This is a genomic window from Rubripirellula obstinata, from assembly GCF_001642955.1.
In the GTDB taxonomy this organism is placed as follows: domain Bacteria; phylum Planctomycetota; class Planctomycetia; order Pirellulales; family Pirellulaceae; genus Rubripirellula; species Rubripirellula obstinata.
Genome location: NZ_LWSK01000157.1, coordinates 1 through 11,274, shown reverse-complemented (window position 1 = coordinate 11,274; position 11,274 = coordinate 1). Strand labels below are relative to the sequence as shown.

Here is an 11,274-nt window from a genome sequence, read left to right as displayed (position 1 = left end):
AGTAGTAGCTTCCAGTTGCCGCTCCGTCCGGGGCAAGCCCGGCGGAAGCACTCAACGTCGCGGTGAGCATGAAACCTGCGCAAACGAGAACTGATGCAATCCCAAAGATTTAGCGGTCCAGGCATCGCCCCGCGCGTCCACGCGGAACAAAACACGCGGAACGAAACGCGCGGGGCGATGCCCACGCGGTTAAACAACTTGGGGGAAGCTGTTGACGGACTGAACCCTGGCGGGCCAGCTACTTGGCTTCAATTCGCTTCCCACCGGAGAGCCAACAATCGGGCTGCGACTAAAAAACATAAGGCGCTGGTCATCAATACGACCAACTGCGGTGCCAAGGACGCGGGCGGTAGGTCTCGCCAGAAAATTTTGTTGTAACCGTCTAATGCCCATGCGTTGAAAGTCCAAAGCCCCATCTGCTGCAACCGCTCGCTCATGACGTAACGCGGGACCATCGATCCACCCATCGCGCTCATCGTTAAAATTAGAATCACCGACAAGCCGTTCAACTGACCACGCGTTTTGCAGAGCGTTGCCAGGAACAAACCAAACGCGGCGGCAGCACACGAAGTCACGATCGTCATCATCAGAAATCCATCCAAGTGACCGACCAAGTTGACTTTGAAAACGACTTGTGCCCAAACGAACATGACGGTGACTTGAACGATGCCGATGATTGTGATGTAGAACCACTTGCCCAACAACAATTGGTCCATCGACATTTGAGTGGACAGCAATCGGTCGAGTGTTCGGTTTTCGCGTTCTTCCAAAAATGCCCCTCCGCCACCGGTTGCTCCAAAGAGCAAAAACATGACCGCAATGCCAGCGGCATACATGCTGACGACTGGGTTCGATTTTCCTTCACCAATCACGTCGATCAAGGTCACCGGTTCGCCCGCAGCTAGATCTGCTGTTTCGGCTTCGGTTGTTGAAACGTCGCCGGTTCCCGACGAAGAATCTGCGTCGGCCGCATCGGCTGGTTTTGAGAAGACGTTGAACTCTTTCTCCTGCGCCTCGGCTTCTGCCATCATGATTTCGCGAGCAACAATGGCGACCACCACCTGCGACGCTACCTGATCCGACGAATCGGAAAGCAGATCGGCGTGCAATGAAGTTTCAGACGTTGCATCGGATTCAGTCTTCAAAACAATCGCCATCGTTGCGATTCCCTTGCGAACCAATTGCTGGGCTGATTCGGGATCGAGCGGTTTGGACTGTTCAGCTTTTTCATCTTCACGATCACGAACAAATCGCAGGCCGGCGCTTTTTCGTAATCCGGTCATCACCTGGGTGCTTGCGTCGGAACCTACCAAGTCCACCGCCACGACCTTAATGCGGGGCGTTGTCCCGCTGCCAATTCCGCCGCCAAAGATCAACGCAAAGATACTGAAGAATGCAATCGGAACCACAAACGTTAACAACAACTCAACACGATTGTGCATCAGTCGCTGGAACTGAACCTGTAAGACCGTCCATGTCATCGGGATAAATCAGTCTCTGAGTTCGTGGCCAGTTAAGTGCAGAAAAACGTCGTGCAACGAAGGTGCGCTGACGTCCACGTCGCAAACGCGGTAGCCCTGTTCGTGTACCGCGGTAAGCAGTTGCGGCAGACGCTTTGATACGTCATCGATGCGTGTCGATAGCTGATCGCTGCCGACCCGGCCAAGTTTCGATAGCGGGCTGGGCAACAACCGATCGAGCGGCCGATCAATTCTCAATCGCACCATCCGCGAACGGCCAACCGATTGATCGATCAATTCGTCAATCGTTCCCTCGGCAACGACCGTCCCCTGATCGATGATGACGATTTGATCGCTGTACTGCTGGGCTTCATCAAGGTGATGCGTCGTCAACAAAATCGAAGTCCCCGCCCGATGCAACTGGTCCAACATGGTGAAAATCTTTTGACGGCTTTGCGGGTCCACGCCGACGGTCGGTTCGTCCAGCAGCAACACCGACGGTTGGTGCAACACGCCGCACGCCAGGTTGACTCGCCGTTTCATTCCGCCTGAAAAACCGTTGACCAAACTGCCCGCGCGATCTTCCAATCCTGTCCAATGCAGCGCCCATTGCACGCGGTCTTTGATCGTCTTTCGATTCAGGCCGTGGAATCGCCCGAACGCGCGTAGGTTTTCGATCGTTGTTAGATCGCCGTACAACGCGATTTCTTGCGGCACAATGCCAAGCTGATCACGAACGCCCATCGAGTCGATGGGATGCCCAAACAATTCGATCGTTCCACTGCTGGGCCGTGTTCGTCCTGATAGACAACGAATCGTCGTCGTCTTGCCCGCTCCGTTGGGGCCTAGTAATGCCAGCCGTTGACCACAGACCTGTGAGAACGAAACGCCGCGTAGCGCTTCGACAGATCCGAATTGCTTTCGCAACCCATCGATGCGGATCGCCGGTGTTTGAATTTTTTGTGCAGCCTGTTCGGCCGCCTTGTTAGCCGCCTGTTCAGCCGACATTCGCTCACTTGTGCTTGCAAGCTTTGAACCTGCATCAACAGGAGTCACGGTTGCGGATGAAGGGGGGACGGACATTCGGCAGGCGGGTGAGTGTGGAGAGAACAAGGTCGATCACCTCGCACGCCCGAAATCAATTAATGCTCTAATAGTGAAACTTGTCGCGATACAGTCTCACGTTCGGGACGTCGCAATCAAGAGGAATTACGCGAGCTGACGAATTACATGCCTGAAACTGGTCCAAACGAAACAAAAAACAACCCCGCTCGAAAGCTTTTGGCAAGCGATCCGTACTCACGGACCGTCGGGGAACAGTGGAAGGATAACCGGGGCACCCAGCTATTCTTCTTAACCTGCCTAATTTTCACGATCGGTGTAGCCTTTTTACTGTATCGCCAAAACAGGTTTGTGCCCGTCGAATTTCCTGGCGGTGACATGTTTCAGGGTATGGATTCATCATTCAATGACGCTTCGGGCGCTTCCGAGCCCGCATCGGCATCCATTGTGGTGGATGGCGCATCCAGCGATGTGGGGGTACTAAGAATCGCGATTTACGATGCGGCGGAGGGCTTCAACGACCTCGATTATGCCGTTCGCAAGGCGAAATTACCGATCCAGGATGGTCAATCAATGACACGAATCCCTGTCGCGATCCTGGCCGATTCATTCGCCATCGCCGTGTTTCACGACGAGAACGAAAACGGGTCGCTCGATCGCAATGCATTTGGGATCCCGACCGAATGCTATGGGTTTTCTAACAACGCCCGCGGGCTGACCGGTCCGCCGTCCTTTACAGATGCAAAAATCGACCGCCCAGAACCCGGGCAGTCGATCAAGATTTCAATTCGATAGAGTCTGTTTACGACTGGACGTTAGAAAAGCTCGCGAGGATCAGTCAGACCATCAGCCAGACGCCGCAGTGCTTCGGTTTCAATCTGGCGAACTCTTTCGCGAGTCAAGCCGAGCTCGGCACCGATTTCTTTCAGCGTCTTGGGTTCGTTTCCACCCAAGCCGAAACGCAGCCTAAGCACATTGGCTTCGCGTTCTTCCAAATCGCCCAGCAACTCCATCGCGTGACGCAGGATGTCGTGATCCAACATCGCTTCATCGGGCGACTTCAATCGCTCATCCATCACCATTTCGCCCAACGACCATCCCGAATCCGATTGGTCGCTCTGCGGAGTGCTGTTGTTGATCCGAATCGCTTTGCGAATGATCGGCAGCTTCTTTTTAGGCAGCCCCAGAACCCGTGCGACTTCTTCGTTGGTCGGTGTCCGCCCAAGCTCTTCGCTCAACCGAGCCGTCGCACGTCGCCACTTGCTAAGCAGTTCGACCATGTAGGCGGGAATGCGAATCGTTTTGGAACTGTTGATGAGCGCCCGTTTGATCGACTGCTTGATCCAGTAACTGGCATAGGTACTGAACCGCGTGCCCATCGATGGATCAAAACCTTCGACCGCACGCAGCAGACCTAGGTTGCCTTCTTCGATCAAATCCTGCAGCCCCAGACCTTTGCCGGTGTAACCGCGAGCGATGTTGACGACCAGCCGCAAGTTGGCTCGCACCATGCGGTCGCGGGCCATCGCGTCGCCCTGAGCGATTCGGCCGGCGAGCTCTTTCTCGTCAGCGGCACTCAGCAACGCCGTTTCGTTGATCTCGCGAAGATACGTTTCCAGCGGTGACTGGGCGGCACGAGATTTGGGATCAGCTTTGCGACGATTTTTTTTCATCGCCGCTTTTAGTTCAGCGTCCTCGGACGGGATCGCAGTTTCAATTTCGCTCATCAATGATCGCCACAATTGGTTTCGTCTGAGGCTGGTTTTCCTGAAGCGGCAAAGCAAACGACCGGGTGATCGATCTGGTGATCGATCTGCTCAATCGATTTGGGCAATCGATCTGGCCTAAGCATCGTTGACTCTTGTAAAGCATGCCGAAATCAATCGCCGGGAGAAGCGAATGGCACGAACAAGAAACAGACGAGCAATGATCGTCGAGTCGAAATTCAGGAGGTCAGCCCCAAACCTGGGAGGTGGATTGGGTGGACAATAAGAGAATCGTCCGCCTTGATGGCAAATCTTAAAGCTGCGTTAAAAACAACCGAATGTAAGGATCATGCTGAATCCAAGAGTAGGCCGTAGCGAGCCTAAAGCGAGTTACGGCAATACGGACGATGATCAACCGCCGATCGAATACATCGGACGCTCCGGCGGATCGAAACTATCGCTGTCCATGCCGTGCGACGCTTTCTTGTTCGCCACCGAAGCCTGGATCTGGCGAATCAGTTCTTCTTCGTCCGCACCGGCTCGCATTAGATCGCGGAGCGGTGTTTCCTCGTTGGCAAACAAACAATTGCGAATCGAACCATCGGCGGTCACTCGGATTCGATTGCATGCACCACAAAACGGCTGAGTCACCGAACGGATGATGCCGACGGTCCCGCCGCCTACCAAAAAATCTTCTGCGGGCGCTGATGGATCGCTGCGAATTATCGGTGCGATGTCGCCAAAGTTCGACTTCAAGATCTCCAAGATGCGATCGCCCGAAAGCACGTTGCCTCGACTCCATTCTCGATCAGCGTCCAACGGCATGAACTCGATGAACCGAATGGTGATCGATCGATCCATGGCAAAGCGAACCAGCCTGGCGATTTCGGCCTCGGTTACTCCTGCAATCGCAAGCGAATTTAGCTTAATGGAATCGAAACCTGCATCGATCGCAGCATCAATGCCTTCGATAGTTTTTTCAAGTCCATCACGTCGAGCGATCTCTTTGAAAACGTCCGCGTCCAAGGTGTCTAAGCTAATGTTTAACCTACGCAATCCGGCATCGCGTAGCGATTGCGCCTGTTCAGCCAACAAGATTCCGTTGGTCGTTAGCGACAGATCTTTAAGTCCGTCAATCGCCGCGATCTGCTGAATCAAAACGGGCAAATCGCGTCGGACCAGCGGTTCACCGCCGGTGATCCTGACATCGCGAATGCCAAGACGGTTGACCAGCAATCGGGTCAGCCGCGTGATCTCCTCGAACGACAACAACGACTCACGCGGTGCGAACTCAGCACCGAATTCGGGCATGCAATAGAAGCACCGAATGTTACAGCGATCCGTCACGCTAATGCGGACGCTGGTGTGAACGCGACCGAACGAGTCGATCAGTTTCATCGCTCGTTGATCGGCACGAATTCTCGAGCAGTTGACCCCGTGTAAACCTGGCGAGGCCGATTGATTCGCTTGCCCGGTGTGTCGTGCATTTCTTTCCAGTGAGCCAACCAACCTGGCAAACGACCGATCGCGAACAGCACCGTAAACATGTCCACTGGAATGCCCAAAGCGCGGTAAATCACACCGGAATAGAAATCGACGTTCGGATAAAGCTTGCGTTCGATGAAGTACTCATCTTTCAAAGCAACGTCCTGCAGTTCCTGAGCGACATGAAACAAGGGATCGTCCAACTGCAATTTCGCCAACAATTTTTCGCAGGTCGCCTTGATGATCGTCGCGCGAGGATCAAAGTTCTTGTAGACGCGGTGACCAAAACCCATCAGGCGGAAACCGTTCTCTTTATCCTTGGCCATGTCCACGTACTTCTTGACGTTGCCGCCGTCGGCCGCAATCGTTTCCAGCATGTTGACGCAAGCTTCGTTGGCACCGCCGTGCAGCGGTCCCCACAATGCACCGATGCCCGCAGAGATCGATGCAAACAAGTTGGCGTTACTGCTGCCGACCATTCGCACGGTGGACGTGCTGCAGTTTTGTTCGTGATCGGCGTGAACGATAAACAACAGGTTAAGTGCTTCCGCGAAATCGGGATCGACCATGTAATCGCGAGCCGGTGTCGCAAACATCATGTGCAGAAAGTTTTCGCAGTAGTCCAGTTCGTTGTTGGGATAGATGAACGGTTGGCCCATTGATTTCTTGTAACTGTACGCAGCGATCGTTGGCAGTTTGGCCAGCAACCGGTACATCGAAATCTCAACTTGCTTTTCATCGTTCAAATCCATCGAGTCTTGATAGAACGTTGAAAGAGCACCGACCACGCTGGACAGAATCGCCATCGGGTGTGCGTCACGCGGGAACCCGTTGTAGAACGTCCGCATGTCTTCGTGCAGCATCGTGTGTTCGCGAATGCCAACTCGGAATTCGTCCGCCTGCGCCGCGTCGGGTAGTTCGCCAAAGATCAGCAGATAAGCGGTTTCGATGAAGTCGCTTTTCGCGGCGAGTTCTTCGATCGGATATCCGCGATAACGAAGCACACCCTTTTCACCGTTTAGAAAGGTGATTGAACTGCGGGTGCTGCCGGTGTTGACAAAGCCTTCATCGAGCGTGATGACGCCGGTTTGTCCGCGAAGCGATCCGATGTCGATCGCCTGTTCGCCCTCGGATCCCTGCAACAAAGGCAAGTCAACTTCTTTGTCGCCGATCTTTACTTTGATCGTGCCCTTTTGCTCCACTTCCAACTGTGTTTTGGTGCTCATCCGAGATCCGCGTGGTCGATTGTCTTCAAGAAGGTTGTTCTAGAGAGTCTAGCGGCGTATCAACGAGGCGACAATCAGACCGCAAGCAGATCGACCATGGTTTGATGAAGTGTCGCAGAGCCGGCGACGACAAATTTTGGATTCCAGTCGTTCAGCGGGTTTCCGTCGTGCGCGGTAATCGTCGCTCCGGCCTCGCGAGCGATCACGATCCCGGCGGCGGAGTCCCAGGACGAAACCGCTGTGGCCCAGTATCCATCAAGTCGGCCTGATGCGACGTAGCACATGTTTAAGGCGCATGATCCGAGCCTTCGCAGCGACCGGCATTGTTCCAGCACCGTCACAAACCGCCCAACTTCGGGATGATCGGCTTTGATTCCCGCGGGAAAACTGCAGGCGATCAAGCTGTCGGAAATCTCATTCTGCCCACTCGCAGAAATCGGCTGACCGTTACAGAACGCCCCGGCCCCATCAATTGCCGTAAACAATTCATCGGTTGTCGGGTCAAGGATCACACCCAATCGCATTTTCCCGCCGGCATACAACCCGATCGAAACGGCAAACGATTGCAGTCGGTGAACGTAGTTAATCGTTCCGTCCAGCGGATCGACGACCCAACAAGGCGGCGCGTCGGCATCGCCACGAAGTACCTCCGTCGGCGGATCGTTTTCACCTTCCTCTTCGCCAACAAACGCGTAAGACGGAAAACTGTTTTCCAGTATGTCGCGAACCGCTTTTTGCGAGGCCAGGTCGGCGTCGGTGACGAGATCTTTGGGCGCTTTTTCGCTGACGACAAACTTGTCACGGCGACTCATCAATTCGGTCGCGCCCGCACGCGCCGCAAGAATGGCAACGTCCAGATGATGTTGGTCCATCAATGTTCTCTGATTCAGTTTTGTTGACTCAATACTCGATCAACAAAACTTATCAGAAACTAAGATCGTTGCTATCCGTTTCAATTTCCAGATCGCGCAGTTCTTCCAGCCAACATCGAATGTCATTGTCGTATTCAGTGGACATGTCACTGCGAACCAATTGACGCAAAAACGCAGCAGCACCCGATTCGACGTGTTCAGCGGCTTCGGCATCGGGAAAACGTCGGTTCGGATCTGGGGAAATCAAACCTTCAATCAGCGACATTAGCAAACGATTTCTAAGCACCTCATCAGGCAATAGCTTTGCCAAACGTGACGGCAGATTTCGTTTCGCCATCAACAAGTCACGATACTTTTCGCTCCCTGAAAACGGATTGGCACCGCTCAGTAATTCGACCAGGACATAACCCAAGGATGCCAAGTCACTGCGAGGCGTCGCCGATTGATTTTCAAGAACCTCGGGCGCGGCATACAGCGGCGTGCAATCACGTTCGCGGGGCGGAGAATTAAAATAGATTGCTGATCCCATGTCGATCAACTTTGCGTGACCACTTCGCTTCAACATGATATTCGCAGGCTTAATATCACCGTGAACAATTCCTTCACGGTGCAACGCCGCAAGCGCTGCCATCACTTGACGCACAATCGAAACAGCAACCCCCGCCTTAAAACGTGATTGATCAGGGCCTTCGGTTAAGATCACTTCGTGGATATAGGTCCACCGCGACTCGTCCACTCGGCCATCAAGCAGCCTCAAACAACGCGGCGACACCAGTTGCCGCAGGTCATATCCATCGACCCATTCCATCATCATGATTCGAATGCAGTTGCGTTCGACAAAGCTATGAACGTCCAACACATTGTCGTGCTGAATCAAAGCAACGCGAGCGGCGATCGAGGCGACTCGAGCCATGGCTTCGTTGTATGCCGAACTGTTGGCATAACGTTCAGGCGAAAACACCTTCATCGCAACCGGCAACGTGAATCCATCAGAACCACGGTGCTGGGTCAAATAAACCTCGCCTTGCCCGCCGCGGCCAAGCATCCGACCAATGTGATAGTGCCCAGTCCAGCTAAACGTCCGGTCGCGACTAATCTGTTCATAGTTCGCGATTAACTTTGGATCGCCCGTATTGACGCTAACCGAACCGTCAGCGGCAAGCGTCGCGTTGGGATCGAACCGGGTCGTCGATTGAGTTGGGTACAACATTTCATCCATGGTGAAGCAAAACTAGCAGGCAATCGAGTATCGGGCGGACGAGATTTGAGAAGTTTTTTTCAAGCTATCAGGTCGTGACATAGAGCACATCTCTCCAAAACAAGTCTGCCTACGCAATAGTGGCATTTTGCACACCTCTTTGCCAGCACGACCATAAGGCGGAAATCATTCTGTTGCAATAACGAACATCGTTCGCGATTAAAGGAAAAGAATCTGCTCTACGTTCGGCTGCTGGCTTTCTATAGTAGCCCAGCAGCAACCGCATCCTCGGTAGAAACCGATCGCCGCTGACTATATTCCCGCTTGTTTTGAACGGTGTCTATCACACTTATGCGTCAAAACCTTCTTGATTCCACCGGTGAATTTCCAAAATGGGTTCGTCCGGCTGCAATTGCGACCGCTGCACCGGCGACGAAACCACCAATATGGGCCCACCACGCAACACCACCTGCTTGGCCAGAGGTCTGGGCGGCGATCCCGCTGTAGGTTTGAATCGCAAACCAGATTCCTAGAAACACAGGAGCCGGCAGCACAAAAACTTGCAGGATGATGAAGATCGGCAGCACCGCCTGGACCTTCGCATGCGGATACAACCAAGCGTACGCACCCATCACGCCCGCGATCGCACCACTGGCGCCGATCGTCGGCACGATGCTGTCCATGTTGGTGTAATAGTGCGTCAATCCGGCCGCGATCCCGGTCCCCAAGTACATCAATGTGTAACCAAAATGCCCTAGCCGGTCTTCGACATTGTCGCCAAAGATATACAAAAACCACATGTTTCCAAGAAAATGCATCCACCCGCCGTGCAGAAACATGCAGGTCACCACCGTGGCCCAGGGCACGATTGCCGACGGCGCGATCACACGCTCGACCACCTGCACCTGGACACCACGCGGCGTCTGAACCCCAACCTGTTGTCGCAACACCGTCGGCGCGGACTCGTCATTCAATCGCACCGGAACCATGCCGTATTGTTCCGCCAACTTGCCAGTCGGGTCGGAAAGCTGAGCAAAAAACGCGAGCGAACAAATCGCGATCATCGTGTAGTTGACGAACGGAATCGTTCGGCTCGGAATGCTGTCTCGTAGCGGAATCATAGATTCGGATGACCCAGAGTTTTGAAATTGATAATCCTGGCCGAGAGTTTAGCCAGTTCCGCGATCTGCCGCAGGGCTTGCGACCGCTGGGTGCTCGCATTCTGATATCACAACGATACCTCTTCACTCACGAGCCTATTCCATGTCCGACACGCCGGCGGTCCTTGCAACCGATCTTGATGGAACCTTCATCCCGCTGTCCGGAAACCAAGATAACCGGCGAGACTTAAACCTGCTTGTGGATGAACTCCGCAGGCGAGACATGGATCTGGTTTTTGTCACCGGAAGGCACCTGTCATCCATCGTCGCCGTGATGGAATCCGAATCCTTACCAACGCCCAACTGGATCATCAGCAACGTCGGGACCTCGATCAGTCGAGTGGAATCACGCGACCGCATCGTCCCCAGCAGCGGCTACGCGGATCATTTGTCACAGATCATTTCCGCCTACCCGATTGAACAACTGCGACAAGAATTTTTGGCTTTTGAAGACTTGACGGCTCAGGAAGCAGAAAAGCAAAGCCAGTTCAAATTGAGTTTTTATTGTGACGCTGATTCCATCGATGAACTATCCCAACAGATCCAAGATCACTTGAATCAGCATGCATCACCTTACCGCTTGATCGCCAGCGTCGATCCATTCAACGGAGACGGGCTGGTCGATTTGTTGCCAGCCGGTGTGTCCAAGGCTTATGCGATTGATTGGTGGTGCCAAAACCTGCGACTCAATCCAAACGAAGTGATTTTTGCGGGCGATTCAGGCAACGATTTTGCCGCACTAACCGCGGGCTACCGCAGCATCCTGGTCGGAAATGCTTCCAGGGATCTGGCGTCGCGAGTGCAAGAATCACACGCGTCGAACGATTGGCACGACCGCCTGTGTTTACCCACCGAACAAGCAACCAGCGGCGTGTTGACAGGCCTGCTTTACTATTGCAACAACCAAGATTGACGTAGGCCGACCCTGGTCCGCTAAAAGTTTGGGGTTGTGGAGTTATCGGCTTGCGCCGTTTTTATCCTGTCTCACCATCGAAGGTCTTAGCCCAGAGGGCGGCAGATCTTTGCCGGTGGCGTCAGCCGCCGGTCCACGGAAAAAGCGAATCCAATAGCCCAGAGGGCGGCAGATTGCCTTCGTTGTGTCGCC

At 53.9% G+C, this 11,274-nt stretch carries 11 protein-coding genes; 2 read left to right on the top strand and 9 right to left on the bottom strand.

What is annotated here, in order from left to right:
* Nucleotides 1-248: 248 nt before the first annotated feature.
* Nucleotides 249-1,481 carry an ABC transporter permease gene (locus tag RC85_RS23065; protein WP_068267101.1) on the bottom strand — a complete coding sequence of 411 codons (1,233 nt, stop codon included), beginning with the start codon at nucleotides 1,479-1,481 and terminating at the stop codon, nucleotides 249-251.
* A gap of 9 nt (nucleotides 1,482-1,490) precedes the next feature.
* On the bottom strand, nucleotides 1,491-2,543 hold the full coding sequence (locus tag RC85_RS23060) for an ABC transporter ATP-binding protein (protein WP_238383208.1): 1,053 nt from the start codon (nucleotides 2,541-2,543) through the stop codon (nucleotides 1,491-1,493).
* Between the two features lie 198 nt (nucleotides 2,544-2,741).
* Between RC85_RS23060 and RC85_RS27115 the strand changes: the two genes are divergently transcribed.
* Entirely contained in the window at nucleotides 2,742-3,317 is a 576-nt protein-coding gene (locus RC85_RS27115; RefSeq protein WP_200836810.1) for a DUF2141 domain-containing protein, read from the top strand.
* Between the two features lie 20 nt (nucleotides 3,318-3,337).
* Here RC85_RS27115 and RC85_RS23050 read toward each other — a convergent pair whose 3' ends face one another.
* From RC85_RS23050 to RC85_RS23025, 7 genes are all read right to left on the bottom strand, one after another.
* Complete coding sequence (locus tag RC85_RS23050) at nucleotides 3,338-4,195, bottom strand: sigma-70 family RNA polymerase sigma factor (RefSeq protein ID WP_420821406.1); 858 nt, start codon at nucleotides 4,193-4,195, stop codon at nucleotides 3,338-3,340.
* A 53-nt stretch (nucleotides 4,196-4,248) separates the two neighbouring features.
* Nucleotides 4,249-4,374 carry a hypothetical protein gene (locus tag RC85_RS28900; RefSeq protein WP_261340487.1) on the bottom strand — a complete coding sequence of 42 codons (126 nt, stop codon included), beginning with the start codon at nucleotides 4,372-4,374 and terminating at the stop codon, nucleotides 4,249-4,251.
* Between the two features lie 265 nt (nucleotides 4,375-4,639).
* A complete protein-coding gene (moaA, locus tag RC85_RS23045; protein ID WP_068267097.1) occupies nucleotides 4,640-5,626 on the bottom strand; it encodes a GTP 3',8-cyclase MoaA in 987 nt (328 codons plus the stop codon).
* The gene (locus RC85_RS23040; RefSeq protein ID WP_068267096.1) at nucleotides 5,623-6,939 is read right to left on the bottom strand and encodes a citrate synthase; all 1,317 of its coding nucleotides are present in this window, start codon (nucleotides 6,937-6,939) and stop codon (nucleotides 5,623-5,625) included. Before RC85_RS23040 ends, moaA begins: the two co-directional genes overlap by 4 nt.
* A 74-nt stretch (nucleotides 6,940-7,013) precedes the next feature.
* A complete protein-coding gene (locus tag RC85_RS23035; RefSeq protein ID WP_068267095.1) occupies nucleotides 7,014-7,811 on the bottom strand; it encodes an inositol monophosphatase family protein in 798 nt (265 codons plus the stop codon).
* A gap of 52 nt (nucleotides 7,812-7,863) precedes the next feature.
* Nucleotides 7,864-9,030 (bottom strand): serine/threonine protein kinase, encoded by a 1,167-nt coding sequence (locus RC85_RS23030; protein WP_084422960.1) that lies wholly within the window; start codon nucleotides 9,028-9,030, stop codon nucleotides 7,864-7,866.
* A gap of 335 nt (nucleotides 9,031-9,365) precedes the next feature.
* Nucleotides 9,366-10,130, bottom strand: a complete 765-nt coding sequence (locus tag RC85_RS23025; protein ID WP_068267094.1) for a rhomboid family intramembrane serine protease — start codon at nucleotides 10,128-10,130, stop codon at nucleotides 9,366-9,368.
* Nucleotides 10,131-10,272: 142 nt separating this feature from the next.
* On the opposite strand from RC85_RS23025, the gene RC85_RS23020 reads away from it, so the two are divergent.
* Entirely contained in the window at nucleotides 10,273-11,082 is an 810-nt protein-coding gene (locus RC85_RS23020) for an HAD-IIB family hydrolase (RefSeq protein WP_068267093.1), read from the top strand.
* Nucleotides 11,083-11,274 lie beyond the last annotated feature (192 nt).

What these genes read in the sequence shown, in the direction of transcription:
- RC85_RS23065 (WP_068267101.1), bottom strand. Translation starts at nt 1,481, where the DNA reads ATGACATGGACGGTCTTACAGGTTCAGTTCCAGCGACTGATGCACAAT.
- RC85_RS23060 (WP_238383208.1), bottom strand. Translation starts at nt 2,543, where the DNA reads ATGTCCGTCCCCCCTTCATCCGCAACCGTGACTCCTGTTGATGCAGGT.
- RC85_RS23050 (WP_420821406.1), bottom strand. Translation starts at nt 4,195, where the DNA reads ATGAAAAAAAATCGTCGCAAAGCTGATCCCAAATCTCGTGCCGCCCAG.
- RC85_RS28900 (WP_261340487.1), bottom strand. Translation starts at nt 4,374, where the DNA reads ATGCTTAGGCCAGATCGATTGCCCAAATCGATTGAGCAGATCGATCAC.
- moaA (WP_068267097.1), bottom strand. Translation starts at nt 5,626, where the DNA reads ATGAAACTGATCGACTCGTTCGGTCGCGTTCACACCAGCGTCCGCATT.
- RC85_RS23040 (WP_068267096.1), bottom strand. Translation starts at nt 6,939, where the DNA reads ATGAGCACCAAAACACAGTTGGAAGTGGAGCAAAAGGGCACGATCAAA.
- RC85_RS23035 (WP_068267095.1), bottom strand. Translation starts at nt 7,811, where the DNA reads ATGGACCAACATCATCTGGACGTTGCCATTCTTGCGGCGCGTGCGGGC.
- RC85_RS23030 (WP_084422960.1), bottom strand. Translation starts at nt 9,030, where the DNA reads ATGGATGAAATGTTGTACCCAACTCAATCGACGACCCGGTTCGATCCC.
- RC85_RS23025 (WP_068267094.1), bottom strand. Translation starts at nt 10,130, where the DNA reads ATGATTCCGCTACGAGACAGCATTCCGAGCCGAACGATTCCGTTCGTC.
- RC85_RS23020 (WP_068267093.1), top strand. Translation starts at nt 10,273, where the DNA reads ATGTCCGACACGCCGGCGGTCCTTGCAACCGATCTTGATGGAACCTTC.